This window comes from Aeromonas sp. WP2-W18-CRE-05, from assembly GCF_014168615.1.
In the GTDB taxonomy this organism is placed as follows: domain Bacteria; phylum Pseudomonadota; class Gammaproteobacteria; order Enterobacterales; family Aeromonadaceae; genus Aeromonas; species Aeromonas caviae.
In genome coordinates this window covers 652,142-678,176 of the sequence record NZ_AP021917.1, presented here as the reverse complement: position 1 = coordinate 678,176, position 26,035 = coordinate 652,142, and the positions used below count along the sequence as shown (strand labels likewise).

The 26,035-nt window shown below is 61.9% G+C and carries 19 protein-coding genes and 1 pseudogene; 8 read left to right on the top strand and 12 right to left on the bottom strand.

The window, feature by feature from the left end:
- Nucleotides 1-12: 12 nt before the first annotated feature.
- The 4 genes from H7R73_RS03295 to ruvA form a co-directional block, all read right to left on the bottom strand.
- Entirely contained in the window at nt 13-1,569 is a 1,557-nt protein-coding gene (locus H7R73_RS03295) for a cytochrome ubiquinol oxidase subunit I (RefSeq protein WP_010672869.1), read from the bottom strand.
- 686 nt (nt 1,570-2,255) lie between these two features.
- On the bottom strand, nt 2,256-2,498 hold the full coding sequence (locus tag H7R73_RS03290; protein ID WP_029313687.1) for a hypothetical protein: 243 nt from the start codon (nt 2,496-2,498) through the stop codon (nt 2,256-2,258).
- Between the two features lie 10 nt (nt 2,499-2,508).
- Nucleotides 2,509-3,519, bottom strand: coding sequence for a Holliday junction branch migration DNA helicase RuvB (ruvB, locus tag H7R73_RS03285; RefSeq protein ID WP_041214526.1), 1,011 nt, complete (start codon nt 3,517-3,519; stop codon nt 2,509-2,511).
- An 8-nt stretch (nt 3,520-3,527) separates the two neighbouring features.
- Nucleotides 3,528-4,142 (bottom strand): Holliday junction branch migration protein RuvA, encoded by a 615-nt coding sequence (ruvA, locus tag H7R73_RS03280; protein ID WP_010672867.1) that lies wholly within the window; start codon nt 4,140-4,142, stop codon nt 3,528-3,530.
- 232 nt (nt 4,143-4,374) lie between these two features.
- On the opposite strand from ruvA, the gene H7R73_RS03275 reads away from it, so the two are divergent.
- From H7R73_RS03275 to H7R73_RS03265, 3 genes are all read left to right on the top strand, one after another.
- Nucleotides 4,375-6,384, top strand: coding sequence for a methyl-accepting chemotaxis protein (locus H7R73_RS03275; RefSeq protein WP_103260811.1), 2,010 nt, complete (start codon nt 4,375-4,377; stop codon nt 6,382-6,384).
- 137 nt (nt 6,385-6,521) lie between these two features.
- Nucleotides 6,522-8,246 (top strand): proline--tRNA ligase, encoded by a 1,725-nt coding sequence (locus tag H7R73_RS03270; protein ID WP_103260812.1) that lies wholly within the window; start codon nt 6,522-6,524, stop codon nt 8,244-8,246.
- A 195-nt stretch (nt 8,247-8,441) separates the two neighbouring features.
- Nucleotides 8,442-9,071, top strand: coding sequence for a 3'-5' exonuclease (locus tag H7R73_RS03265; protein WP_039039479.1), 630 nt, complete (start codon nt 8,442-8,444; stop codon nt 9,069-9,071).
- Between the two features lie 195 nt (nt 9,072-9,266).
- Here the strand turns inward: H7R73_RS03265 and H7R73_RS03260 are convergent, their stop codons facing one another.
- The 3 genes from H7R73_RS03260 to H7R73_RS03250 form a co-directional block, all read right to left on the bottom strand.
- Complete coding sequence (locus H7R73_RS03260) at nt 9,267-9,947, bottom strand: SDR family oxidoreductase (protein WP_010672863.1); 681 nt, start codon at nt 9,945-9,947, stop codon at nt 9,267-9,269.
- Nucleotides 9,948-9,965: 18 nt separating this feature from the next.
- Entirely contained in the window at nt 9,966-10,595 is a 630-nt protein-coding gene (locus H7R73_RS03255) for a TIGR04219 family outer membrane beta-barrel protein (RefSeq protein ID WP_010672862.1), read from the bottom strand.
- 92 nt (nt 10,596-10,687) lie between these two features.
- On the bottom strand, nt 10,688-11,128 hold the full coding sequence (locus H7R73_RS03250; RefSeq protein ID WP_039039478.1) for a copper chaperone PCu(A)C: 441 nt from the start codon (nt 11,126-11,128) through the stop codon (nt 10,688-10,690).
- Nucleotides 11,129-11,217: 89 nt separating this feature from the next.
- On the opposite strand from H7R73_RS03250, the gene H7R73_RS03245 reads away from it, so the two are divergent.
- Nucleotides 11,218-11,967, top strand: coding sequence for an enoyl-CoA hydratase-related protein (locus H7R73_RS03245; protein ID WP_182951470.1), 750 nt, complete (start codon nt 11,218-11,220; stop codon nt 11,965-11,967).
- A 2-nt stretch (nt 11,968-11,969) separates the two neighbouring features.
- Here H7R73_RS03245 and H7R73_RS03240 read toward each other — a convergent pair whose 3' ends face one another.
- On the bottom strand, nt 11,970-12,398 hold the full coding sequence (locus H7R73_RS03240) for a DUF2753 family protein (protein WP_039039476.1): 429 nt from the start codon (nt 12,396-12,398) through the stop codon (nt 11,970-11,972).
- A gap of 85 nt (nt 12,399-12,483) precedes the next feature.
- On the bottom strand, nt 12,484-13,191 hold the full coding sequence (locus H7R73_RS03235) for a ParB-like protein (RefSeq protein ID WP_041214520.1): 708 nt from the start codon (nt 13,189-13,191) through the stop codon (nt 12,484-12,486).
- Between the two features lie 173 nt (nt 13,192-13,364).
- Here H7R73_RS03235 and H7R73_RS03230 point away from each other — a divergent pair, with 173 nt between their 5' ends.
- The 3 genes from H7R73_RS03230 to H7R73_RS03220 all read left to right on the top strand — a co-directional run bounded on the left by H7R73_RS03230 (nt 13,365) and on the right by H7R73_RS03220 (nt 17,090).
- Nucleotides 13,365-14,969, top strand: coding sequence for a peptide ABC transporter substrate-binding protein (locus H7R73_RS03230; RefSeq protein ID WP_103260814.1), 1,605 nt, complete (start codon nt 13,365-13,367; stop codon nt 14,967-14,969).
- Nucleotides 14,970-15,079: 110 nt separating this feature from the next.
- Nucleotides 15,080-15,379: a hypothetical protein gene (locus tag H7R73_RS03225; RefSeq protein WP_010672856.1), complete on the top strand. Its 300-nt coding sequence runs from the start codon at nt 15,080-15,082 to the stop codon at nt 15,377-15,379.
- Between the two features lie 151 nt (nt 15,380-15,530).
- The gene (locus tag H7R73_RS03220) at nt 15,531-17,090 is read left to right on the top strand and encodes a methyl-accepting chemotaxis protein (RefSeq protein WP_069784888.1); all 1,560 of its coding nucleotides are present in this window, start codon (nt 15,531-15,533) and stop codon (nt 17,088-17,090) included.
- 96 nt (nt 17,091-17,186) lie between these two features.
- Here the strand turns inward: H7R73_RS03220 and H7R73_RS03215 are convergent, their stop codons facing one another.
- Both H7R73_RS03215 and tpx read right to left on the bottom strand, forming a co-directional pair.
- Nucleotides 17,187-18,407: a DEAD/DEAH box helicase gene (locus H7R73_RS03215; protein WP_103260815.1), complete on the bottom strand. Its 1,221-nt coding sequence runs from the start codon at nt 18,405-18,407 to the stop codon at nt 17,187-17,189.
- Between the two features lie 146 nt (nt 18,408-18,553).
- Nucleotides 18,554-19,054, bottom strand: a complete 501-nt coding sequence (gene tpx, locus H7R73_RS03210) for a thiol peroxidase (protein ID WP_010672853.1) — start codon at nt 19,052-19,054, stop codon at nt 18,554-18,556.
- A 254-nt stretch (nt 19,055-19,308) separates the two neighbouring features.
- On the opposite strand from tpx, the gene H7R73_RS03205 reads away from it, so the two are divergent.
- The gene (locus H7R73_RS03205; protein WP_103260816.1) at nt 19,309-21,732 is read left to right on the top strand and encodes a zinc/cadmium/mercury/lead-transporting ATPase; all 2,424 of its coding nucleotides are present in this window, start codon (nt 19,309-19,311) and stop codon (nt 21,730-21,732) included.
- A gap of 194 nt (nt 21,733-21,926) precedes the next feature.
- On the opposite strand, the pseudogene pulA reads toward H7R73_RS03205, so the two are convergent.
- Nucleotides 21,927-25,980 (bottom strand): annotated as a pseudogene (pulA, locus tag H7R73_RS03200) (pullulanase-type alpha-1,6-glucosidase).
- Nucleotides 25,981-26,035: the final 55 nt, after the last annotated feature.

Below are 26,035 nucleotides of genomic sequence, written 5' to 3'. Positions count from 1 at the left end.
GGGTCACTCTCCTTATGCCTTGCTCTGTTCGAAGTGGTACTTGCCCGTCTTCAGGCTGCTTGGGCCCAGGCGCGCATACTTGAACATCAGGTACATCTCGATGATCAGCAGTACGGTGTAGAACAGGAAGATCCCGATCAGAGAGAACCAGATCTCGGACGCAGGAATGTTGGATGCAGAGACATAAGTCGGCAGCATCTCGGCGATGGTCCAGGGTTGACGACCATACTCAGCGACAAACCAGCCAGCCTCGATGGCGATCCAGGGCAGCGGAATGCCGTACAGCAGCGCCTTGAGCAGCCACTTGCGCTCACCGATCTTGTGGCGGGTGCTGTCATAGAAGGCCAGACCGATCAGCACCAGCATCAGGATGCCGCAGGCAACCATGATGCGGAAGGCGAAGAACAGCGGCAGTACCTGCGGGATGGAGTCATCCACGGCGGCCTTGATCTGCTCGTCGGTGGCGTCGGTCACGTTGGGGGTGTAACGCTTGAGCAGCAGACCGTAGCCCAGATCCTGCTTCACTTCGTCGAAGCGGGCGCGGGTATCGTCGGACTTGTCACCGGATTGCAGCTTGGTCAGCAGGTCGTAGGCGGTCATGCCGTTGCGCACGCGCAGCTCATGCTCGCTCTTGAGATCCTTGAGACCAGTTACCTGACCGTCCAGGGAACGGGTGGCGATGATGCCGAGGGCATAGGGGATCTTGATGGCGTAGTCGGTGCGCATCTCCTCCTGGTTCGGGATCCCGAACAGGGTGAAGGATGCCGGAGCCGGCTCCGTGTTCCACTCGGCCTCGATGGCCGCCAGTTTCACCTTCTGCACTTCCCCGGTCTCGTAGCCGGACTCGTCACCCAGCACCAGCACGGAAAGGATGGAGGCCATGCCGAACGCGGCCGCGATGGCGAAGGAGCGACGAGCGAACGCCACATCACGATTCTTCAGCAGGTAATAGGAGGAGATCCCGAGCACGAACATGGCGCCCGTGGTATAGCCTGCCGCCACGGTGTGGACGAACTTGACCTGGGCAACCGGGTTGAACACCAGGTCGGCGAAGCTCACCATCTCCATGCGCATGGATTCGAAGTTGAACTCGGCACCCACCGGGTTCTGCATCCAGCCGTTGGCGACCAGGATCCACAGTGCGGAGAGGTTGGTCCCGAGCGCCATCAGCCAGGTAGCCGCCAGGTGCTGGCGCTTGCTGAGACGATCCCAACCGAAGAAGAACATACCGACGAAGGTGGACTCCAGGAAGAAGGCCATCAAACCTTCGATGGCCAGCGGGGCCCCGAAGATGTCGCCAACATAGTGGGAGTAGTAAGCCCAGTTGGTACCGAACTGAAACTCCATGGTGAGCCCGGTGGTAACCCCGAGGGCAAAGTTGATACCAAACAACTTGCCCCAGAACTTGGTCATGTCCCGGTACACTGTGTTGTTGGTCATCACATAGACAGACTCCATGATCGCCAGGATGAAGGCCATCCCCAGCGTCAAGGGTACAAACAGGAAGTGATAAAGGGCCGTCGCAGCAAATTGGAACCGCGATAGGTCTACCACATGCTCAGCAATCATGATGTTTCCTCACCGATTATTGGCACGGCTATTTTAAGTTTTAAGGACAAAGCTTCCATTGGAAGTCCCCGAACGGTCGGTCACCCCTCGCGGACTGACCGGATTCGACTGCCACCACATTAACAACAAGGCAATATACAGGAACAAAAAAAGCTAATGTTTAACATCTAATAAACAATAACCAGGGTTCTATTCCCGCCTATAATGATCGCTGTTTTATATCACCTTTATTTGATTGAAATCAATGTAAAACCACCCTCAATACATGTTTTTTCAAGGTAACTTATGGGGCTTTTCCCATTAATTATGGGAGCTTCATCACAAAAAACGCCAAGCCGTAAATAATTGATTTAAATCAATTTTATGACACATAAAAATAGTTTCAATTCTGTTAAACAAATACGCAACCCCGGAAATAAAGCCCTCGCATCTCGATTATTTCAATAAATGGCCAGACTCATCCAAAAATCAATTTAAACCCAGTAAAAACACATGTTTATGCGGATTGACACCCCCACCAAAATCATTAGTTTATCTAATCAAAAGCCCATAGATTTTCTTGTTTGCCCCACCCGGAAAGAGCTCCTACAATGCGCCTCGCAGTGAGGGCATACCTCTGAATACAGGCCGGTCATTCCGGGTTCCCGGTACGTATTCGATGAACATTTCGAACCTGTTTGTTGGGATTAATGATGAAAAAGTTTGTTGCCAAGACCATCCGTTACTACAAGCTTTCTTTCGTTCAACTCTATCAAATGAACCGACTCTGAAGCCTCGCGACGGCTCCTCTGTTTTTTCCCGACCGGTCTGCAGACGCGCTCACTGTCTGTGAACATCCATCCTGAATTGTCTTTGCCCACCGCCTGTGCCGTGGGCTTTTTTTTGCCCGCAAAACAAAAAGCCGCCTCAAGGGCGGCTTTTTGGTTCATATCGCAACGTCTACTGATCTGCCGGTCGTTCCAGGCCAAAGTGTGCGTAGGCTCTCTGAGTTGCGATCCGCCCTCTGGGTGTACGTTGCAGATAGCCTTGCTGGATCAGATAAGGTTCCAGCACGTCTTCTATGGTGTCCTTCTCCTCACCGATGGCGGCGGCCAGGTTGTCGAGCCCGACGGGCCCCCCCATAAACTTGTCGATGACGGCCAACAATAGCTTGCGATCCATGAAGTCGAAACCTTCGTTGTCCACGTCCAGCATGTCCATGGCACGGGCCGAAATGGGTCCGTCAATTCGCCCGTCAGACTTCACCTGGGCAAAATCCCGTACCCGCCTTAACAAACGGTTAGCAATCCGCGGTGTCCCCCGGGAGCGACGGGCTACCTCGAGAGCGCCGTCTTCCGTCATGTCGAGCCCGAGGCAACGGGCGCTGCGAGAGACGATGTCGGTCAGGTCCTTGACGTTGTAAAACTCGAGGCGCTGCACGATGCCAAACCGGTCACGCAGGGGGCTGGTGAGGGAGCCGGCCCGGGTGGTGGCACCGATCAGGGTGAAGGGAGGGAGATCGAGCTTGATGGAGCGGGCCGCCGGCCCCTCCCCTATCATGATGTCGAGCTGATAATCCTCCATGGCCGGGTAGAGCACCTCCTCCACCACCGGGCTGAGACGGTGGATCTCGTCGATGAAGAGCACATCGTTCGGTTCCAGGTTGGTGAGGAGCGCCGCCAGATCGCCGGCCTTCTCCAGCACGGGGCCCGAGGTGGTCTTGATGTTGACCCCCATCTCGTTGGCGACGATGTTGGCCAGCGTGGTCTTGCCAAGGCCGGGAGGCCCGAAGATCAGCAGATGATCGAGGGCCTCCCCGCGCTGGCGGGCGGCCTCGATGAAGATCTCCATCTGATCGCAGACATGATCCTGTCCGGTGTAATCGGCCAGCTTTCTGGGCCGGATGGCCCGATCGATGATCTCGTCCTCACGGGCGGCACCGGCCGAGATGAGGCGATCCGCTTCAATCATTGTCTACCTCACACCAGGCTGCGCAGGGATTCACGAATGATCTCCTCTACCGACATGCCGTCGGCGGCCACCTTGCTGACGATCTGGCTGGCCTGCTGCGGCTTGTAGCCGAGGGCCACCAGTGCACTGGCCGCCTCCTCGCTCGCATCCGGGGCACGCAGCGGGCTCTCTTTCGCGGGCAGGGTGATTTCGGCCGGGGAGAAGAGATCGTGGCTGACCCAGCCCTTGAGGCGGTCTTTCATCTCCACCACCAGGCGCTCGGCGGTCTTCTTGCCCACGCCGGGCAACTTGACCAGGGAGCTTATCTCCTCGCGCTCGACGCTCATCACAAACTGGGTGGCCGTCATGCCGGAGAGAATGGCCAGTGCCAGCTTGGGGCCGACCCCGTTGGTCTTGATCAGCTCGCGAAACAGCGCCCGCTCCTGCTTGTGGTTGAAGCCGTAGAGCAGCTGGGCATCTTCACGCACCACGAAGTGGGTGTGAATGACGGCCTCTTTCCCGAGTTCGGGCAGATCATAGAAGCAGCTCATGGGCATATGAACCTCATATCCCACCCCTCCGACTTCCAGCAACACCTCGGGGGGTTGCTTCTCGATGATGACGCCTCTCAAGCGACCGATCATGTTCTTTTCCTCGCCACGCAGACTCTCGCAAATTGGGTCATAGCATAAAGAATAACTGGATAAGTATCCAGCATAGGTCCATGCAGATCATGGGATGACCCGCTCTTCATACCCGGCCATTTCCCTCGTTCAGAACACTGTCTGTCACTTTATTTTCCATCGGGGATGGCACATCTTCATCATTGATTGAACACTGAAATGGTCTTGTTCGGCACCAGGGAAGGCTTGAGTCATGAAAATCGTCACCACATCCAACCTCGGACTCACCATTCTACTCGGCTGCACCCTGGGCATGGGGGCGATCGGCTGGTATGGCAGCCAGCGGCTGGCTGATCTGCTCTCCTACGTCCTGGGTGCCGCCTGGCAGACGGCAGATGGTGCCATGGAGGGCTCCATCGAACTCGGCAACCAGTCGCTCTATATCCAGAAAATGCTCTCGGGGATCCCCCTCGACGCACCGGAACTGCAACGGGCAAAAGAAGCGGCCAGCGACGCCTTGCGCCGGGTGGAGCAAGGCGGGCTCATCGATGGGGCGGCCATTACCACACTGAAGCAGCATGAGCAGACCTATCAGCAAGAGCAGGCACAGCTGCTGACTCTCTATCGCACCTTCACGAGCGCCGATGAGGCGCTGCGTGCCAGTTCTGAACGCATGTCACGCCTCTCGACCAGGCTGGAGGTGATCGGTGACGAGGCCGTCGAGAGCCTCACCCGCTCACCGGATCAGGCCATCAGCTGGAACGGCGGCCTTGCGACCCGCTGGCAGGCGGCCGATGGCGGCATGGAGGCCAACATCGGATTCTTGCGCCAGCTCTATGCGCTGGAGAAGATGCAGAGCGAAGGCCCTACTCCTGCCATCCAGGCCGAGCTGGCACAAGCCACCCGCTTCTATCAGGACGCGGTTGACGGCATGCTGGCAACCGGCCAGTTCGATGTGCCCGGTGACGGGGAGTTTGCAGGCCAAATGCTCTCCACCCAGTATCGTGCCCTGCAAGCCGACAATACCCGCCTGATCCGTGAATGGACAACAGCCCTGAGCGCTTATCAGAACCAGCTGGCCCGTTACGAACACAGTGCCGACCAGCTCAGGCTGGCGCTGGTCGAGGTCGAGGCCCAGGGGGACGCCACCGTCGAGGATCAGGTTCACCAGCTCAACGCCATCATCGACTACACCAAGGGACTCATCCTGGGGGGCTTGCTGCTCAGCCTGCTGATCGTCACCGGCTGCGGCTTCTGGCTGGTTCGCACCATTGTTCGCCCGCTACTCCAGGTCGACAAGCGCATGCAGGACATCGCCGCCGGGGAAGGAGATCTCAATGCCCGCATCAACCTCTCACGCGACGACGAGATTGGCTCCCTGGCCGGCAGCGTGGATCGCTTCATCGAGAAGCTGCAGAAGATGATCAGCGCCACCATGGACAACAACCAGCACATCAACCAGCACGTGCACACCTCGGTCAACCGGGTCCAGGCCATCAGCCAGAGCAGCCGCCAGACCGCTGCGCATGCCCAGGCGCTGCACCACGACAGCGAGCAGATGGTGCAGGTGGCCACCACCATCTCGGACAACTGCAACCTGGCGGCACACAACGCCAACGAGGTACGCCAGCTCACCACGCAAAGCAGCCAGTATGTCTCCTCCGCCACCGCCGGCATGCAGCGGGTGGTCATGGAGGTGGGTGAATGTGCCACCGCCATCAATGCCCTCAAGGAGCAGGCAGGGCAGATTGGCCAGATCATCTCCACCATCAGCAATATCTCGGAGCAGACCAACCTGCTGGCACTCAATGCCGCCATCGAAGCCGCCCGGGCGGGCGAGATGGGGCGCGGTTTTGCCGTGGTGGCCGACGAGGTGCGCACCCTGGCCAATCGCACCGCCACCTCCAGCGCCGAGATAACGGACGTGATCAACAGCATCCAGCAGCAGACAGAGCAGGCCTATCTGATGATGCAACGCAACCTGAAAACCGTGGAATCGGGTATGGCGGACTCCGACAACACCAAACAGATCCTGTTCAAGGTAGAAGAGGCCATCGATCAACTCGCCGACATGGTGCAACAGGTAGCAGAGGCGACCAGCCAGCTCTCCCACACCCTGGGACACACCACGGGCAAGGTTTCGGATATCAGCCTGCAGGCCCAGACGGGCGAACAGGAAGCCCAGGAGTGCCTGCAACTGGCCTCCTCCCTCCATCAGGCCAGCCAGCAGCAACAGCAGTTGCTGTCGCAATTTCGGGTCTAGTGCGGGCGGGGCAAGGCCCCCGCCCTACCCCCAGCGCCGCTGAATTTAGCCCTTGGGCCGGGGGACTTCGCCTGTTAAAATTCCGCACTTGAAATTTTCCAGGGCCAAGCCGCCCGAACTAGCGAAGGTCTACCGCGATGCGTACCAGCCAATATCTGCTTTCCACTCTCAAGGAAACCCCCTCCGACGCTGAAGTTGTCAGCCACCAGCTGATGCTGCGCGCCGGGATGATCCGCAAACTCGCTTCCGGCATGTACGCCTGGCTGCCGACCGGCCTGCGGGTCCTGAAGAAGATTGAAAACATCGTCCGCGAAGAGATGAACAATGCGGGTGCCGTCGAAGTGTCCATGCCGGTGGTACAGCCCGCCGAGCTGTGGCAGGAGTCCGGCCGTTGGGATGACTACGGCCCCGAGCTGTGCCGCCTGACCGACCGTCACAACCGCCCCTTCGTGCTGGGTCCGACCCACGAAGAGGTGATCACCGCGCTGGTCCGTTACGAAGTGAACAGCTACAAGCAACTGCCGCTGAATCTGTACCAGATCCAGACCAAGTTCCGCGACGAAGTGCGCCCCCGTTTCGGCGTGATGCGTGGCCGCGAATTCCTGATGAAGGATGCCTACTCCTTCCACATCGACAAGGCCTCCCTGGTCGATACCTATGAGAAGATGCACGCGGCCTACTGCACCGCCTTCACTCGCATGGGTCTGAACTTCCGCCCGGTGCAGGCCGATACCGGCTCCATCGGGGGCACCGGCTCCCACGAATTCCAGGTGCTGGCCGAGAGCGGTGAAGACTTGATCGCCTTCTCCGATACATCCGATTACGCCGCCAACATCGAGATGGCCGAAGCCCTGGCACCGGCTGGCGAGCGCGCTGCCGCAACCAAAGCCCTGACCAAGGTGGCCACCCCGGCTGTCCACACCATCGATGAAGTGGCCGCTTTCCTGAACGTGGCGCCGACCGCCATCGCCAAGACCCTGCTGGTACTGGCCGAGGAAGACGAGCACGGCAAACAGGCCGTCATCGCCCTGGTACTGCGTGGCGACCACGAGCTGAACGAAATCAAGGCTGAGAAGCTTTCTGGCGTGGCTAACCCGCTGACCTTCGCCAACGACGATCAGATCAAGGCTGCCGCCGGTTGCGACGCAGGCTCCATCGGCCCGGTCGGCTTTGCCGGTCGCATCATCGTCGATCGCAGCGCCGCCCATCTGAGCGATTTTGTTTGCGGCGCCAACGAGACCGGTTTCCACCTGACCGGTGCCAACTGGGATCGCGACATCACCTCTTTTGAGGTTGCCGACCTGCGCAACGTGGTAGAAGGCGACCCCAGCCCGTGCGGCCAGGGCAAGCTGCTGCTCAAGCGCGGTATCGAAGTGGGCCACATCTTCCAGTTGGGCACCAAGTACTCCGAAGCGATGAAGGCGAGCGTGCTGAACGAAGGCGGCAAGTCCGTCACCATGGAGATGGGTTGCTACGGTATCGGGGTTTCCCGCCTGGTGGCTGCCGCCATCGAGCAGAACAACGACCAGTACGGCATCATCTGGCCGGATGCCATCGCCCCGTTCGAAGTGGCCATCGTGCCGATGAACATGCACAAGTCCGAGCGCGTGGCCGAGCAGGCACAGCAGTTCTACGCCGAGCTGAAAGCCGCCGGTGTGGACGTGCTGTTCGACGACCGCAAGGAGCGCCCGGGTGTGATGTTCGCCGACATGGAGCTGATCGGTGTGCCCCACGCCATCGTCATCGGTGACCGTGGTCTCGACAACGGCGTGGTGGAGTACAAGTGCCGCCGCTCCGGCGAGAAGCAGGAAGTGGCCATCGGCGAGATCGTTGCCATGCTCAAGGCCAAGCTGGGTCGCTGATAACGCCGACACCGCCTTTCGCTTTTCATAGGAAAGCCCCGAGTGCCACGGCACTCGGGGCTTTTTATATGGCTCTCAGCCATGATGCACAAAAATGCGTCTCCAGCGTGAACCAATGAGATAACTGCATTGCCCTGTACACGGCACGGCTGATTTCCTAGACTGGCGCTCTTTACCCAGCTTGCCCGAGAAGTTATGTCCATCGCCTCAGCCAATACCGTTGTCGTGCTCGACTTCGAGACCACAGGGCTTTCACCCGGACAAGGGGATAGAGCCATCGAGATCGGTGCCGTCAGAATCAAGGATGGCCATATCAGTGAGCGTTTCTCGGCATTGATGAATCCGGGCTTCAACGTGAGCAGCTTCATCGAGCAATATACCGGGATCAGCAATGCCATGCTGAAACAGGCTCCCCCCTGTAACGAGGTGATGGCGGATTTCGTCGACTTTATCGGTGATGACAATCTGGTCGCCCACAACGCCTCCTTCGACAAGCGCTTTCTGGATGCGGAAATAGAGCGATTGCCGGCGCAATACCGCGGCCAGTTCGCCTGTTCCCTGCTGCTATCGAGGCGCCTGTTTCCCGATGCCCCGGATCACAAGCTGGGTACCCTGGTGCAATACCGGAGCCTGCCCAATGACGGGGTATTTCACCGTGCCCTGGCGGATGCCGAGGTGACGGCCCACCTCTGGCTTGCCTTGTTGGAAGAGCTGGCGTGTCGACATGGCATTATCGACCCGGACTTTGAATTGCTGCTGACCCTTGGCAAGAAGCCAAAACAGGTGATTCCATCCTTCCTGCGGGAATATGCGACTCGGAAATAATATGTGCCGACATGCATCATCAATCATCCATGCCATGTCGGCACTGAATTTACCCGCCTTCACATCCATGATGGCCCGGCGTAAAGAGAGGCAGGCAAGCAGATAATTTAGCACTGCACATCAATGAAAAAGCGCGCCAAATGGCGCGCCTTTTGTTTCTGCTCTTCTGGGCGGCAAGGGCCGGAGCCCACTATCTCAACTATTGCGACCGATAAAGAGATCGGTCACATGGCAGCTGCTTCTCGCGGCCAGCGCATCCAGCATGTAGGCTGCCGCGTCTTCCGGCGTCATGAAGCCGCTCGGGTCCACATGATCCGAATTCTCCCAGAACTCGCTGCGGATCCCGCTCGGATAGAGGTTCACCAGTCGCAGGGGAGCACTCTTCAGCTCGGCCCGCAAGGATTCGAGAAAGCCGCGCATGCCCCATTTGGAGGCGCAATAGAGGCTCTCGTTTGCCTTGCCGGTCTGGGCGGCAGAGGAGAGCACATTCGCCAGCACCCCGCCCTTGTCGCCGATGAGGCGTACCGTCTGCTGGGCCACCAGTATGGTGGAGATGAGATTGCTCTCCACCACCCGGCGGATCTGCTCGGCGGTGTAGACACCCACCGGGCCGAACTCGCCGACACCGGCACAATGGATCACCATGTCGGGCAGGCCGCCCCACTCCACCGCAGCGGCAAAGGCGACATCCACCTCTTCGTGGTGTGCGAGATCGGCGGCAATGCCGATCACCGCCTTGCCGAGCAGCTCTTCCTGCTCCTGCAGTTTCTGGTAACGGCGACCCATCATGGAAACCTGATGGCCGCGTTCAACCAGCCCTATGGTCAGGGCGCGGCCCAGTCCGGACCCCGCGCCAGTCACTATGATGTGGCCCATGTGTGCTCCTCAGGGAGATCAGAAGGTGAATTCACCACCGATGAACCAGCCGTCGATGGTCTGATCGACGCGATCGAAGTCCATCTCGGCCTCACGCCAGCCAGCGCGGATCTTGAGCGGCACAGAAGAGAACTTGTAGGAGCCGCCCAGACGGTAGTCGTAGTTGTCGGCATCCTGCACCCGCATATCGCCAAACGCGGCGAAGCCGGTCCCCGGGATGCGTACTTCACCCCCGGTGTAGGCCATCAGCACATCCTTGTCATAGGAGTAGTGCTGGGTGTTGAAATCACCGTCGTAGCGACGACCGGTCAGACCCAGATCGATCTGGAACAGGTCGTTGTTGAACAGGCGATAGTAGAGGCTCAGGTCGTAAGCCAGCAGATCGTTGTTGAAGCTGCCGCCGCTGCTGCTGAAGTCGGACATTTCAAACTTGGCGTTGGGCAGCAGCAGGATGCCGTGCTCCAGCTGCAGGTAGCCGCTCCAGTTGTAGTTCTCGTCGTAGCTGCCATCGGCACCCACGCTGCTGACCTGGCCACTTCCCTGGGCATTCCACAGATCGGCACCCGCCGCAAAACGCCAGTCATTGGCGGCCATGGCCCCATGGCTGAGCAGAGCCATCACAGTGCCGGCAATCAGGGTCTTCTTCATCACTTCGCTCCATTTTGGACTGGAAAGGCCATCATTTTACCCGCTGGGCAAGGAATACCTAGAGTAAAAAGCTGAACAAGCGTCCATAAATGTCAGTGCTTCATCCCTTTCATGGGTTCGACCGGCTTCACGGGCAGGCTCAGTGACAGCGTCTGCCCATCGTCCAGGGTCAGGGTCAGCGGGAAGGGCGTGCCCTGGGCCAGGGTATGGATGTCGAACAACATGATGTGCAGGCTGCCGGGCTTGAGCACGGCCTCCCCCTTGGCCGGGATCTCGATGCTCTCCACCTGGCGCATCTTCATGACGCCGTTCTCGTGCAAATGGGTGTGCAGCTCGACACGGCCCGCCTCAGGAGACGCTCCCGCCACCAGTTTCACCGGTTTGTCCCCATCGTTCCTGAGCACCATGAACGCCGCCGTGTTCGGCGAGCCAGGGGGCAGCAGACGCACATAACCATCGACTGCGTCGACCTTGGCCAGGGCCGGGGCGGCCAGAAGCAGTGCCATGGTGGAATAAAACGCACGTTTAAACATGGTTGAAATCCTTTTATGATGTTGTTAAACGAGACAAAGCTTACCCCTGTGGCAAGCTTTTGACAGCCCCCGACAACAAGGATTCAGACATGGCCCTCACAATTCTGGCCGAACAGCAGGACGGCTTGCTCACCCTGACCTTCAATCGACCGGAAAAGCGCAATGCCCTCAACACGGAAACATATCTGGCGCTGACCGATGCACTGCGCCAGGCCGCCCGGGACGAAGAGGTCCATGTGCTGCTGTTGCAGGGCCAGGCGGAGTGCTTCACCGCCGGCAACGATCTGGCCGACTTTGTTGGCAAGCTCGCCCTTGAGGCGGACGATCCCATCCTGCAATTTCTGCACACCCTGGCCGACTTCCCCAAACCGGTGATCGCCGCCGTGGGCGGCCCGGCAGTCGGTATAGGCACTACCCTGCTGCTGCACTGCGACCTGGTCTATCTGGGTGACAACGCCCGGCTGCAGCTGCCTTTCGTCGAGCTGGGACTGGTGCCGGAGTTTGCCGCCAGCCTGCTGCTGCCACGCGCCGTCGGTCACCTCAAGGCGGCGGAGCTGTTGCTGCTGGCAGAGGCCATCGATGGAGAAGAGGCGCTGCGTCTCGGGCTCGCCAACCGGGTGCTGGCCCCGGCGGACCTTCTCCCCTTCGCTCGGGAACAAGGGCTGAAACTGGCGGCCAAGCCGCCGATGGCGCTCCAGAAGAGCAAGGCGCTGCTCAAGCAGGAGCTCAAACAGGCGGTGCATTTCGTCATCGACCTGGAAGCGCGCGCCTTCGCCCAGGCCCTCCAAGGGGAAGAGGCGCAAAGCCGCATCGCCAGCAAGCTGCAAAAACGGCGCTGAACTCAGTTGAGACGGAACCGGCCTATCAACTCGCAGCCCTGCACCCTGTCCTGCACCTGGATAAGCCGGGCGATCTCCGGATTGGGGTGGCGCTTCAAGAAGGAGAGCAGGGCGGCGCGGCAGCAGCCCAGCTCGCTGATGAGGGATTCGCACGCCCGGTTGGGGCACTGGGGCACCAGGGCGGTGACCAGCTCGGAGGCGAGCTTGAGGTAGCGCAGTTCATAGGCTGGCTCTTCCATGGCACGCCAGAAGTCGGCCATGCGGTGACAGGTGGCGACCCGCATGCTGGCCAGTTCGTCCAGATCCCCGGAGGCCAGCTCATACACTTCCCCCAGGGCCTGCTGATAGAGGCAGATCGCCGTGCCCAGAGCCCCCATGCCAAGGGCGTTCTCCGCTTCCAGCATGTAACGTTGCCAGTTCTGATGTTCCATGTTCCTCTCCTTTGCCGACACGAGTGGAGTTTGTATCATGGCCAATCGAGAACAAATATCAACCAGACCCTTTGTGCAGGATCCCTCAACCCGCCGTTCTGGGCTGATTGACGCGACACTGCTTGCCGGGGTAACCAGGCAGATCCGACGCCTTGCTGCTGCACGCCAGCCGTTTGGCTTCGGCGAGGCGATCCGCGAGGTTGACCTCATCGATCGGCTGCCAGGCCATCTGCTGGCCGAGCCAGCTGGCCCAGGCAAACTCGACGAAGTAGACCTGATCCTTCTTGCTGAAGTAGCCCGCATCCTGCAGCAGCCCCGCCAGGGTGCGGTAGGGATAATCCGGCAACTCACCGATATGGCCGGGCAACTGCTCGGGAGTCAGGGGTTGACCCCGTTCATCCTTGAGCCAGGCCCAGTGGTTGTTCTGCATCTGGCTCCAGAAGTTGGCCCTGTCCTGCAACCGTGCAATCACCTTGACCCTGACCTGCTTCACCCCCTGCTGCCACAGCGCCTTGGTCAGGTGGTGCCTGTCCACCAGCCAGTAACCCCCATCCGGCGCGATGACGATGGGGATCTCTTTCTTTTTCATCAGCTTGTCGAGCTGCTTCTCGCTCTTGTCCGCCAGCTCCCGGGCTGTGGTATCCACCTGCAACTGACCGACGCCGCCCTGGGTGGGGTGCAGCGCCTCTATGTTCACTTCGCACCAGCTTCCCACCGAGCTGCTCTTCTCGCACGGGGACAACGCCCAGGCGCCCTGGCTCAGCACGCAGGCCAACAAGATCCATGCTCTCATCACTTTCTCCTTTTCCTGGCGCTCACGGCGCCCCCTCGTTGACAGCCGCATCGGATATCATGGGACTCATGCTGGCGGTCTGACCAGCAAAGGGGATATCATGATTTCCCATCTGCCGGCGATGCATTCTCGCCGAGTTTTCTCCCCGCTTCACACATTTTGAAGGATTCACCATGAAAGGATGGAGCCCCCTGCTGGCCCTGCTGGGCTGTGCCTGCGTCCAGGCCGCCGATGTGCCGCCCGGTACCCCACTCGCCGCTGAACAGGCCGTCGTCCGTCATCTCAAGGATGAACCGGCGAGCCTGAGCCCCCTCAATCTGGTGGGACTGCCGGAGCTGCAGGTCCTCAGAGACCTTTACGAGGGGCTGCTGACCCAGGGGCCGGACGGCAAGGTGCTGCCCGGGGTGGCATCCCGCTGGGACAACGAGGGGAACCAGACATTCACCTTCCACCTGAGGCCGGATGCCCGCTGGTCCAACGGCGACCCCGTGCGCGCCGCCGACTTCGTCTATGGCTGGCGCAAGCTGGTTGACCCCAGGGAAGCCGCCACTTTCGCCTGGTTCGCCCAGCTCGCTCGCTTCGACAAGGTGGACGACATAGTGGCAGGCAAGCTGGCCCCCGATGCGCTCGGGGTGGAGGCCGTCGATGACCATACCCTGAAGGTGACCCTCTCCCAGCCGGTGCCCTATTTCCTGAGCCTGCTGACCCATCCCAGCCTGTCGCCCCTGCACCGGGCTAGCATGGAACAATATGGCAACCAGTGGACCCAGCCCGGCAAGCTGGTGGGCAACGGCGCCTTCGTGCTGAGTCACCGGGTGGTGAACGAGAAACTGGAGCTGACGCCCAATCCCTACTACTGGGATCGCGCCCACACGGTGCTGACCCGCGTCACCTTCGTGCCCATCAACCAGGAGAGCGCGGCCACCCACCGCTATCTGGCCGGGGATCTGCACATCACCGAATCCTTCCCCAAGGAGCAGTACCAGAGCCTGATGGCCCAGATCCCGGGGGAAGTCTATACCCCGGAACAGCTTGGCACCTACTACTACGCCTTCAACACCCAGCGCCCGCCCCTCAATGATGTGCGGGTGCGCCAGGCGCTCTCCTACACCATCGACAGGGGCCTGATTGCCGACAAGGTGCTGGGCACCGGAGAGAAACCGGCCTACCACTTCACCCCGGACGTGACCGCCGGCTTCGACCCCAAGCCCAATCTGCTCTCCACCAGCAGTCAGCAGGCGCTGGACGAGCGTGCCAGAGCCCTGCTGAAAGAAGCGGGCTACGGCCCAAGCAATCCTCTCAAGCTGACCCTGCTCTACAACACGGCGGAAATTCACAAGAAGATGGCGCTGGCCATCGCCAACCTGTGGAAACAGAAGCTGGGGGCCCGGGTCGAGCTCACCAACCAGGAGTGGAAAACCTATCTCGACAGCCGTCAAAGCGGCCAGTTCGAGGTGATCCGCTCCTCCTGGGTCGCCGATTACAACGACCCCTCTGCCTTCCTCGGGCTCTGGGGATCGGGCCACAGCGGCAACATGGCCCGGTTCGCCAACCCGGCTTACGACAAGCTGCTGGCGCAGGCGGCCAACAGTCAGGATCCCGCAGAGCGGGCCCGCCTGTTTGATGAGGCCGAGGCCATCTTGCAGAAGGAGGCCCCCATCGCCCCCATCTACCAGTACACCAATGCCCGGCTCATCAAGCCCTGGCTCAAGGGGTATCCCATCAACAACCCGGAAGACGTGGCCTACAGCCGTCAGCTCTACCTCGTCAAACACTGAGTCCGGGGAGGGGTCGGGACATCTGACCCCTCCTGACACTGTTCCTGTTCAAGTTCCCGGCATAAAATGCCGCCTCTTTTCATTCATCAACCCCGTGATCCGATCCTGCCATGCGTGCTCTGCTCCTGATTGCCCTGTTTGTTGCCCTTCCCGCCAAGGCCGCCGATGAAACCGAATGCCGCCAGGCCTTCCTCGAATGGATGTTGAGCCAGCAGAAGCAGTTCAGCGACCGCAAGGCCAGCAAGATGGAGCGACGCAATGCCGAACGAGCCATCGATCAGGCCCGGGATGCCTTCGCCAAGCAGGAGAGTTTCTGCCAGGCCATGGCCTGGGTCGCCAGCGCAGAAGACAATGACCCCCGCTTCAAGCCGAGGACGGGGGAGATCCACGACTTCACTCCCCGCGGCTGAGCCGCCATCTACGACTTTTTTCAGCCTTTCCCGTGTTGATTTATTGACCCAAGCCAAGGTGGTGTAACAGTCCGCATCTACAATGACGCCGTAACAATCACAAAAATAAAAAATAGCTTTATCAGTTACTTGGCTCATTCAGGATGCGCACATGACCACAACCCGGCACGAAGGGGAGATCCGTTTCCCCGATCACATCTCACTGATCTCGACCACGGATCCCGCCAGTCACATCACTTATGCCAACCAGCACTTTTGCGATGTGGCGGGCTACAGCGCGACCGAAATGGAAGGGGAGCCCCACAATCTGGTCCGCCACCCCGACATGCCCAAGGCTGCGTTCGCCGACATGTGGCGTCGCCTGCAACAAGGCAAGAGCTGGATGGGGCTGGTAAAGAACCGCGCCAAGAGTGGTCAGTTCTACTGGGTCAACGCCTACGTCACGCCGATTCTCAACGATCAGCAGCAGATCATCGAATACCAGTCTGTCCGCACCCGTCCCCAGGATCACGACATCGCCTGGGCAGAGCAGCTCTATGCCCGGATCCGTGACGGCAAGGCACTGCCCTGGCTGGCCCGGCTGACCCTGGAGCCGGGGCAGCTGTGTCTGCTGCTCTCTGGCACCGCCCTGCTCGGCATGGGGGCCAGTCTGGTCACCGGCCAGCCGGGGTGGGGAGTCATCACTCTGCTCTGCTTGCTGGCCCAGATGGGACATGGCTGGCATCTGCAACGGCGGCTGGCCAGGCTGCTGGCCATGGCGGGCGAGGAGCAGGGCAGCGCCCTTTGCCAGGTACTCTATGCCAGGCGTCAGGACAGCCTGGCCGCCCTTGAACTGCTGCTGCGCATGAAGAAGGCGGAGCTGCGCGCCGTGGTGGGTCGCAGCGCGGACACCAACCAGCAGATCCTGCAGGCGGCGGAGGATGACAGGGGGCATATCCAGACCATAGACACTCACCTGCAACAGCAGCGGGCCCAGAGCGAGCAACTGGCGGCGGCCATCACCCAGATGAGCCAGTCCATCCGCGATGTGGCTGACAATGCCCACCAGGCCAATGCGCTGGTGGGCGAGGTCCAGCAGGTGTCCGCCAGTGGCCAGCAGGCGCTGGCCACCACCCGGGATTCGGTCGACAGGCTTCATCAGGAGCTGGACGCCAGCCAGGGCGTGCTGGCGCGCCTGACCCAGGACAGCCAGAAGATCAACGGCATTCTGGAGGTGATCGGGCAGATTGCGGATCAGACCAACCTGCTCTCCCTCAATGCGGCCATCGAGGCGGCACGGGCCGGTGAACAGGGGCGCGGCTTTGCGGTGGTGGCCGACGAGATACGGGCCCTGGCCCAGAAAACCCGCAGCTCCACCGGCGAGATAAGCGACATGATAGGGGCGCTGCAACAGAGTACCCGGCAACTGTCCGATGGAATGGAGCAGGGGGCCCAGACATCAGTGCTCTGCCAGCAGCACATGGGGGCCACCGCCGAGGTGCTCGACCAGATCAACCGGATGCTGGCCCGGGTGACCCACACCAGCGACGAGATAGCCCAGGCGGTGAGCCAGCAGGCGGATGTCACCAGCACCCTGGATCAGGGGATCCACCAGATCCACCAACTGGCGAGCCACACCGCGGACAACAGCCGTCAGGCCCTCGATGGCATCACCCTGCTGGTGGAGCGGCTGCAAAACCTCTCCCGCCTGATCAACCAGTTCCACGACTGACCCCCTTGCCGTGTAGTTTGGCGCGCCCCCGGGCGCGCTGCCGATCTCTCCTCTCCTTCACGACGACAGGCTCCCGCCGGGGGCAAGAAGTCCGTCTCAGGATTTGCCCTTGAACTGCTTGATGCTGCGCTTGCCCTGGGTGCGACGGTTCGCCTGCTTGTCTCTTGGCGCCCGTTTGCTCTCCCCGCTGGCGGGTTTGTCGGTCACCGGGAAACCTGCCAGCGCCGCCAGGGGCAGGGGCCGACCGGTCAGGGCCCGGATCCCCTCGAGCGCCTCCCCATCCCCGTGGCAGGTAAGGGAGATGGCCAGACCGCTCTGTCCGGCACGGGCGGTACGACCGATACGATGCACGTAGACGGGCGCATGGTCCGGCAGATCCAGATTGATCACCACGGGCAATGCCTCCACGTGGATGCCGCGCGCCATCAGGTCCGTGGCCACCAGCACCCGCACCCTGCCCTCCTTGAAATCCGCCAGTGCCTGCTCCCGCACGGCCTGATCCTTGTTTCCATGCAGGGCTGCCACCGTCATGCCAGTTCTGGCGAGTTTCTTGGCCACCCCGTCCGCGTCGTCCCTGGCACTGATGAAGACCAGCACCTGGGGCCACTCTCCAGCCTCCAGCAGGGCGATCAGCGCAGGCACCTTGCTGCTCCTGTTGACCAGATAGAGCCGCTCCTCGATGTCGCTCACCAGGCTGTTGAGCGGCTCGGCCTCGATGCGCACCGGATCCTGCAGCAGGCCCGAGGCCAGGCTCTCCAGTTCGACCGGCAAGGTGGCGGAGAAGAGCATCTGCTGCCGCGCCTCCGGCATTGCCTTCATCAGCCACAGGATATCGGGCCAGAACCCCATCTCCAGCAGGCGATCCGCTTCATCCAGCACCAGCATGCGCAGGGCACCCAGCCCCAGCGTCTGCTGGGCCAGCAAGTCCCGCAACCGTCCGGGGGTCGCCACCAGCAGTTGGGGGCCGAGAGCCAGTTCCTGCTCCTGCCACTCCTGGGCCACCCCGCCACACAGGGTCAGAAGGCGCACCCCCAACCCGTCGGCAATCTCCTGCAGGGCGGCGCTCACCTGGCTTGCCAGCTCCCGGGTGGGGACCAGTACCAATCCCTGTACCCGGTCACTGGCTGCGTCCAGCCTTTGCAGCAGCGGCAGGCCGAATGCCAGGGTCTTGCCACTGCCGGTCCTGGCCAGGGCAAGCAGATCCCGTCCTGACAAGGCAGCAGGAATGGCTAGCTGCTGAATGGGGGTCGGTTTTTCCAGCGCTGCGGGCAGCAGGGGCAACAGGGCGGGGGCAAGGGCGAGTTCGTCAAACGTCATGGGGATCGCAGATACAGGCTGAACGAGGATGTGGAGGCGAAGTCTAGCCAGACCCACCCCATAAGTAAAAGGTTCGGGAGCGCAATAAAAACGGCCTGCCCCGTGTGAACGGGGCAGGCCGTCAGGCAATCAGCCTGTGACGCGACTTACAGAACGGCCAGGGCGGCGGCGTAGTTCGGCTCGTCGGCGACTTCGGCCACCAGCTCGCTGTGCAGCACCTTGTCGTGCTCATCCAGTACCACGATGGCACGGGCAGCCAGACCCACCAGCGGGCCGGAGGAGAAGGCCACGCCGTAGTCCTGCAGGAAGGAGACACCCCGCAGGGTGGAGAGGTTCACCACCTTGTCCAGACCCTCGGCGCCGCAGAAACGGGCCTGGGCGAACGGCAGGTCGGCAGAGATGCACAGCACGACGGTGTTGTTCAGGGCGCTTGCCTGCTCGTTGAACTTGCGCACGGAAGTGGCGCAGGTCGGGGTGTCGACGCTCGGGAAGATGTTCAGGATCTTGCGCTTGCCGGCGAAGGTTGCCAGGGTCGCATCGGACAGATCGCCAGCAACCAGGGAGAAGGGCTTGGCCTGCTCACCGGCAACGGGGAAGTGGCCGGAGACGGAGACGGGGTTGCCTTGCAGGGTGACGGTATTGCTCATGTTAGGTCCTTGATGATTGATGTGGGATCCAGGGTCCCCAGTATAGGCCCGCCACGGGATGACAAACACCCGCTAATGAAAGGGATTTGGCATCCCTTTGCGTCCCCCCTGCTCCAGGGGCAGATCAGCGGTCACTGTCATGGCCCCGGACAAGGAGGAGAAGAGTGCTTGACCTTGGACTTTACACCAAGGTTTACACTCGGCTCAGTCATCCAGGATCCCGCAGGGGCGGGATCCCTCAAGAGGAACGCATCATGAGCAAATCCTGCTGCAGCCATCAACACGCCGCCGCCCCCATCAAGGCCGTCAGCAAGGCCGCCACCCCACAGGCCGGGCACAGCCACACCAGCCACTGCTGCGACAACGGGGCACAGGCCAGTGGTGTCGCCAACCCGACCCGCCACGATCATCAGGGGCAAAGTGGCGCAGACGGCCCGGGGGATGAAGAGCCCCCCAGAGGCGCTTGCGCCACCGACACAGCCCACGACCACGACCACGATCATCATGAGCAGGGGCACGCCCACACGGCCGCCGCGACCGAGCCGCCGCTGACGACCCCCGAGCAGAACAGCCGCCGCCACAGCTGGCAGGTGCTGGGCATGGATTGTCCCAGCTGTGCACGCAAGATAGAGACCGCCGTCAGCCGGGTGGAGGGCGTACAACAGGCTCGGGTGCTGTTTGCCACCGAGAAGCTGGTGGTGGATCTGGCCCCCGGCCTCTCCCCCGACCCCGTTACCGCCGCCGTGCTGGCCGCCGGCTTCCAGCTCAAAGGAGGCGCTCAGAACACGGCTCGCAGCGAACCGGGCCGCAGCCCGCTGATGCAGAGGGTCAGCAACCTGCTCACCAAGTATTGGCAGCCCCTGTCGCTCGCCGGCTTGATGGGGATGGCGGCCCTGCTGCCGAACCAGCTCGGTCAGCCGCTCTTTACCCTGGCCACCCTCTGGGGGCTGTGGCCCATCTCCCGCAAGGCGTGGGCACTGACCAGAAGCGGCTCCCCCTTCGCCATCGAGACCCTGATGACGGTCGCCGCCGTGGGGGCCCTGTTCCTCGGTGAAACCGCCGAAGCGGCCATGGTGCTGCTGCTGTTCATGCTGGGGGAACATCTGGAGGCCTACGCCGCCGGCCGCGCCCGCGCCGGGGTCACCGCCCTGATGGCGCTGGTGCCCGACAAGGCGCTGCGCATCCGCACCACTGCCGAGGGCGAGGTGCGCGAAGAGGTCGCTGCCGACCAGCTGCGCCCCGGCGACATCATCGAAATCGCCCCGGGCGCCCGCTTGGCCGCCGATGCCCGCCTGCTCGACCCCCTCGGCGCCTTTGACGAGAGCGCCCTGACCGGCGAATCCATCCCGGTGGAGCGCCGTCAGGGTGACAAGGTGCCCGCCGGCAGCCTGGCGGCGGATCGGGTGCTGCGCCTCGAGGTGGTGTCCGAGCCCGGCAACAACGCCATCGACCGCATTCTGCATCTCATCGAAGAGGCCGAGACCCAGCGCGCGCCCATCGAGCGCTTCATCGACCGCTTCAGCCGCTGGTATACCCCGGCCATGATGCTGGTTGCCCTGCTGGTGGTGCTGGTACCGCCGCTCGCCTTCGGCCAGAGCTGGGACGAGTGGGTCTATCGCGGGCTGGCGCTGCTGCTGATCGGCTGCCCCTGCGCCCTGGTCATCTCCACCCCGGCGGCGGTCACCTCGGCACTGGCGGCAGCCACCCGGCAGGGTGGCCTCATCAAGGGGGGCGCCGCGCTGGAGCGCCTCGCCCACATCGATATCCTGGCCTTTGACAAGACCGGCACCCTGACCCTGGGCAAGCCGCAGCTGACTGAACTGGTGAGCCTCAATGGCCAGCCTGAGGCCGACCTGCTGGCGCTGGCGGCAGCCATCGAGCAGGGCTCCCACCACCCGCTGGCCCGCGCCGTGGTGACCGCGGCCAGTGAGCGGGGCCTCAGCCTCGCCGCCGCCCAGGAGCTGCGCGCCCTGCCCGGCATGGGCGTGGAAGGTCGCATCGACGGCACCCTCTGGCAGTTGCTGGCACCGAGCCGGGTCGCCACCCTGGATGCGGCGATGCAGACCCGGGTCGCCACCCTGGAGCAGCAAGGCAAGACAGTGGTGATGCTCGGTCAACCTGACGCCGCCCCGGCCGCCCTGCTGGCCCTGCGCGACCAGATCCGGCCGGAAGCGGCTGCGGCGCTGCAAGAGCTCAACCAGCTCGGTCTCAAGAGCATCATGCTGACCGGTGACAACCCCCGCGCCGCCGAGGCCATCGCCGGTGAGCTCGGCATGGGCTGGCGCGCCGGCCTGCTGCCGGAGGGCAAGGTCGATGAAATCGCCAAGCTCGGCCTCAGCCAGAAAGTCGCGATGATTGGCGATGGCATCAACGACGCGCCGGCCATGAAGCGGGCCAGCATCGGCATCGCCATGGGAGGCGGTACCGACGTGGCGCTGGAAACCGCCGATGCGGCGCTGACCCACAACCAGCTCGGCGGGGTCGCCGCCATGATCCGGCTCTCCCGTGCGGCACTGGCCAACATCCACCAGAACATAGCGCTGGCGCTGGGGCTCAAGGCCATCTTCCTGGTCACCAGCCTGCTCGGCATCACCGGCCTGTGGATTGCGGTGCTGGCCGACACCGGCGCCACCGCCCTGGTCACCGCCAACGCCCTGCGCCTGCTGCGAAAACGCTAGGCCGGCCGTTAACGGTACAACCAACAGCCGCCCCAACGGGGCGGTTTTTTTATTGCCTCGCCCACGAGCAAAGAAAAAGCGCGGCTGCCGGTCGGCAGTCGCGCTTTGCTTACTCTCTCGGTGTTATCCCGCCCTTGGCGAGGCGGAATTCAACCCGGGGCTGCCGAGCCAGCCCCGGGCTCGATGGGAAAGACTTACTTGGCGCTGCACTCCTGGATGATGACGCTGCCCACCTCGCCGGAAGTCTGGGTCGGGTCAACCTTCACCAGGAAGCTCCACAGACCCTGTTCCAGCGTGATGCTGTTGTTGCCCATGCCACCATCGCCGTGCTGGAGCGGGTAAACCTGCTCGGGCTCCAGTGCGATCAGGGTGCCACCGGCATCCTTCACGAAGAACTGCTTGCTCCAGTTGCCATCGTCGTTGGCAAACTTGAAGTCAAAGCTGCCCGCGTAGTTGAAGGCGGCCTGATAGATGGCGAGGTTACCTTCCATCCCCTTGTAGCTCAGCTGGTAGGCCGGCTGGGCGTTCCAGTCGCTCAGACTGCCGCGCACATAGAGCGGGAAGCCGAGCGGATTGCCCGCGACGGTATCCAGCACCTTGCAGCTCTGCGCCGGTTCGGTGTAGCTGACACTCAGGGTGGGCTTGTCCTTGTTCATGGCGGTGAAGACAAACTTGTAGGTGCCAGCCTTCTCCACGTTGAACGGCAGATCCCCGCCATTGGCACAGAGCGTATTGACCTGGCCGGTCGCAAGCTGGTCGGTATCGCTGCACTTGCCGTAATTGACGGGGCCGCTCCACTCGTTGCCAGCGATCTTCACCTGGGTCGACCCCAGCTGATCCGCCGTCACCTCGGTGGTGAACTCATAGATGAAGTTGCCACTGAAGTTCATCTTGTTGACCGGATCCCACTGATTCAGGAAACCGCGCACGAACACCTCGGTGTCACCGAAGGGAGGCAAGGTGCTCAGATCCGTCTTCTTGCTCACCGGCAGCCCCGCGCCCTGGGCACCGCTCTGCGGCTTGACGAACACCGCCGCCGACCAGGCGCCAAGGGTCAGCTGACCGCTGTCATTGGCCGCACCGCTGGCGATGCTGTCGGAGTCACGGTGGGCACCGCTCAGGACCATGCCGGTCAGATCGATGGGCTGATCCTTGCCGTCACGGAAATCGCCGATGCTCTGGGGCTGATTGGTGGCGTTGATCATCACCACCAGGCCGTCGATGGCCGGATCCAGATCCGCACCGGCGCCCACCCCGTCATCCACGCTCATCACGATGAGACCCGGGATCTGCTCAGGGCCGGTGTTGCGGAAGTCGACCCGCTTGATCACCTCGGCGCCGCTGCCAAGACGCAGCAGACGAGAGGATTGACGCAGTTCGGAGAGCTCCTGGTAGAAGTTCACCATCTGATGCATCTCGGCCGAACCCGGCTTGGCGTGCTGGCCGAGCACCTGCTCGATCAGCTCGTAGTTGGCCTCGTCCTTGTCCTTGCGCGGCAGCCCTTTGTCAAAATTATTGTCACTTAAGCCGTAGTCGACCCGGTTGTACCAGTCACCGGAGTCATAGCTGTCCCGCTCCATGGACTTGGAACGCAGCAGCTCGACACCCGCGTGGGTGAAGGGAATGCCCTGACCCAGCATGGCGGTCGCCAGAGAGACCCCCTGCATCCGCACCAGGTCGGCCCCGGCGGGTGCCTTGTACACCAGGTTGTCGAACAGAGTCTGGTTGTCATGCTTGTCGACATAGTTCTGGATTTCGGTCGGATCCTGGGCATAGCCCGCCGGTTGACCGTTGTAGTCGATGTCGGAGCCTTTCTTCGGTATGCCGTCCTTGTCGGTCAGCACGAACTCCTTGAGGTTGCCCGCCATGCCGAGGCGCACCAGATCGGACTGATGCAGGGCGGTGGCGAGATCGACGCCGTCCAGCTCGTTGGCATCCACCAGGGCGCCGTTGCCAAAGCCCTGGGTCTTGCGAATGGCTTCGCCGCCGTCGAACGGGCTGCCGCCGCGCACCGCATCACGCAGCCGGTCGGAGAAGGAGCCGATGCCGGTACCGGCCAGGTGCTTCTGGGTCGCCTGCACGAAGCGCTTGTCATCCTGTACCTCGCCGAAGTTCCACCCCTCGCCGTAGAAGTACATGTCCGGATTGACCTTCTTCACCTCGGCCAGGGCCTGCACCATCTGATCTTTCGGGTGATGGCCCATGAGGTCGAAGCGGAAGGCATCGATCTTGTAGTCCCGCGCCCAGGTGACCAGAGAGTCATCCATCAGCTTGGCGAACATGGCGTGTTCCGGCGCCGTGTTGGAGCAGCAGGTGGAGTTTTCCACCGAACCGGTCTCCGGATTGAGGCGCTGGTAGTACCAGGGCACAATCTTGTCGAGCACGGATTTGGAACCGAGACCCGCTTCGTTGGTGTGGTTGTAGACCACGTCCATCACCACGTTCATGCCGATGTTCTGCTTGATGGCCTGCACCATCTCGCGGAACTCCTTGATCCGGGTCGTCCCCTCCGCATTGGTGGCGTAGGAGCCTTCCGGGGTGGTGTAGTGGTAGGGGTCATAGCCCCAGTTGAAGGAGTCCACCCCACGCAGGTAGCCGTACAGCTCCTGCACCACGGGGTTTTCCTTGCTGTCGCTGGCTTGCAGATCACCGAGCACGGCTTCGATGGTCTCGCCGCCACCACAGTGGCTGGCAAACCTGGAGTTCTTGACCTCGGGATTGACCTCGCACAGCTTGCTGAAGTCATCACCGATGTTGGCCACCTTGGCCGGATCCTCGTTGACGGTGGCGATGTCGAACACCGGCAGCAGGTGCAGGTGGCTGACGCCGCTCTTGGCCAGGGATTTCAGGTGGGTGACGGGCACGCTGTCGCTGTCGGTCAGCCCGAGGAACTTGCCGCGGTGATCCACCGGCGTCGACTCGTCGTTGCCGGTCAGATCCCGGACGTGGGCCTCATAGATGGTGATGTCGGCGGGGTTCTTCTGGCTGTGGGGCGCCTTGAGGCTGTCCCAGCCTTCCGGCTTGAGGGCCGGATCGTCGAGATCCACCACCTGGCTGAACTCGGAGTTCATCGCCAGGCTCAGGGAGTAGGGGTCGGTCACCTGATAGGATTCCAGCTTGCGGCTGACCGGGTGATAGACCTGGATATCGTAGCGGTAGTATTTGCCGACAAGATCGCTGCCCCCCTGCACGCTCCAGCTGCCGCTGGCCTCGTCCAGGGTCATGGCGCGCTCCCCAAGCGACTTGTGCTGCTCGTCGAACAGCGCCAGCTTGACCGACTTGGCGGTCGGCGCCCAGAGCCGGAAGGTGACATTGCCCCCCCTCCACCACGGCGCCGTAGGCCAGCTTGGTGGCCGCTTCGCTGTAAAGGGCATCGAGGGCACCGGCACTCTGCACCAGGGTCGCCCCCTGCAGGATGCCGTCCGCATCGGTCCCGATGGCGACCAGCTCACCCTTGAGCAGGGGCTTGAGATCTTTCCCCGCAGGCAGGGCGAAGGCGGCGGCATCCTTGAGATGCGGGTATTTGGCCTGCTGCTCTTCGGTCAGGCTGGTCGGGGTCAGCTTGAGGTAGGGAAAATCGAATACACCCTCGCTGTTTGCGGTGATGGTGCCTGACTCTGTGTAGTAGAGGCGCACATAGGGCTTGTCCTTGCCCCCTTGCCAAATCAGGGTGTTGTCGTCGATGAGATGGGCACTGGCCCCCGCCACGCCGAAGGCGGCGGTGAAGGCTTCCGCCCGGCTGCCGAAGATCTCGTTCTTGCCGGCGACGATGGCCACGGTGCGATCCGGGTGATCACTGAAGACCACCTTCATGTCGCTGCCGGTCAGGTTCGCGAGATCGCCGTTGCGGGCGATGAAGTTGATGCAGCCTTCCATCTTGGAGAGCGGCACGACCCAGGCCGGACCAAAACTGTCCGCCGCGGACGGCGTCTTGCTCTTGTCATCCCAACCGGTGTTGAGGCCGCCCTCCGAGGTCGAGTTGCAGGCGTCGTTGTTCCACAGGTGCAGGCTGTGGCTGGCGAACGGGCCGGTGACACCGCGCGCCGCGCTGGTCTGGGTATCCACCAGGGCGATGACCGCTTCGTCGGGGCCGGCCGTCAGCAGTTCGGCCGGGGGCTGGACGTTGGGAAGACGAGCGACGGGCTCATCCTGAGGGGCAGAAGCAGAAGAACTGTTGTCGTTACAGCCTGACAAAAGCGCGAGCAGTGAGGCTGTTACCAGCGCCACTTTGGTCTTTTTCATATCCATTTTTTTATAATTCCCGCTGTAGTTAGTCTCGATATCCGAGTACCCGGTCATTGCC

What these genes read in the sequence shown, in the direction of transcription:
- H7R73_RS03295 (WP_010672869.1), bottom strand. Translation starts at nt 1,569, where the DNA reads ATGATTGCTGAGCATGTGGTAGACCTATCGCGGTTCCAATTTGCTGCG.
- H7R73_RS03290 (WP_029313687.1), bottom strand. Translation starts at nt 2,498, where the DNA reads ATGAACCAAAAAGCCGCCCTTGAGGCGGCTTTTTGTTTTGCGGGCAAA.
- ruvB (WP_041214526.1), bottom strand. Translation starts at nt 3,519, where the DNA reads ATGATTGAAGCGGATCGCCTCATCTCGGCCGGTGCCGCCCGTGAGGAC.
- ruvA (WP_010672867.1), bottom strand. Translation starts at nt 4,142, where the DNA reads ATGATCGGTCGCTTGAGAGGCGTCATCATCGAGAAGCAACCCCCCGAG.
- H7R73_RS03275 (WP_103260811.1), top strand. Translation starts at nt 4,375, where the DNA reads ATGAAAATCGTCACCACATCCAACCTCGGACTCACCATTCTACTCGGC.
- H7R73_RS03270 (WP_103260812.1), top strand. Translation starts at nt 6,522, where the DNA reads ATGCGTACCAGCCAATATCTGCTTTCCACTCTCAAGGAAACCCCCTCC.
- H7R73_RS03265 (WP_039039479.1), top strand. Translation starts at nt 8,442, where the DNA reads ATGTCCATCGCCTCAGCCAATACCGTTGTCGTGCTCGACTTCGAGACC.
- H7R73_RS03260 (WP_010672863.1), bottom strand. Translation starts at nt 9,947, where the DNA reads ATGGGCCACATCATAGTGACTGGCGCGGGGTCCGGACTGGGCCGCGCC.
- H7R73_RS03255 (WP_010672862.1), bottom strand. Translation starts at nt 10,595, where the DNA reads ATGAAGAAGACCCTGATTGCCGGCACTGTGATGGCTCTGCTCAGCCAT.
- H7R73_RS03250 (WP_039039478.1), bottom strand. Translation starts at nt 11,128, where the DNA reads ATGTTTAAACGTGCGTTTTATTCCACCATGGCACTGCTTCTGGCCGCC.
- H7R73_RS03245 (WP_182951470.1), top strand. Translation starts at nt 11,218, where the DNA reads ATGGCCCTCACAATTCTGGCCGAACAGCAGGACGGCTTGCTCACCCTG.
- H7R73_RS03240 (WP_039039476.1), bottom strand. Translation starts at nt 12,398, where the DNA reads ATGGAACATCAGAACTGGCAACGTTACATGCTGGAAGCGGAGAACGCC.
- H7R73_RS03235 (WP_041214520.1), bottom strand. Translation starts at nt 13,191, where the DNA reads ATGAGAGCATGGATCTTGTTGGCCTGCGTGCTGAGCCAGGGCGCCTGG.
- H7R73_RS03230 (WP_103260814.1), top strand. Translation starts at nt 13,365, where the DNA reads ATGAAAGGATGGAGCCCCCTGCTGGCCCTGCTGGGCTGTGCCTGCGTC.
- H7R73_RS03225 (WP_010672856.1), top strand. Translation starts at nt 15,080, where the DNA reads ATGCGTGCTCTGCTCCTGATTGCCCTGTTTGTTGCCCTTCCCGCCAAG.
- H7R73_RS03220 (WP_069784888.1), top strand. Translation starts at nt 15,531, where the DNA reads ATGACCACAACCCGGCACGAAGGGGAGATCCGTTTCCCCGATCACATC.
- H7R73_RS03215 (WP_103260815.1), bottom strand. Translation starts at nt 18,407, where the DNA reads ATGACGTTTGACGAACTCGCCCTTGCCCCCGCCCTGTTGCCCCTGCTG.
- tpx (WP_010672853.1), bottom strand. Translation starts at nt 19,054, where the DNA reads ATGAGCAATACCGTCACCCTGCAAGGCAACCCCGTCTCCGTCTCCGGC.
- H7R73_RS03205 (WP_103260816.1), top strand. Translation starts at nt 19,309, where the DNA reads ATGAGCAAATCCTGCTGCAGCCATCAACACGCCGCCGCCCCCATCAAG.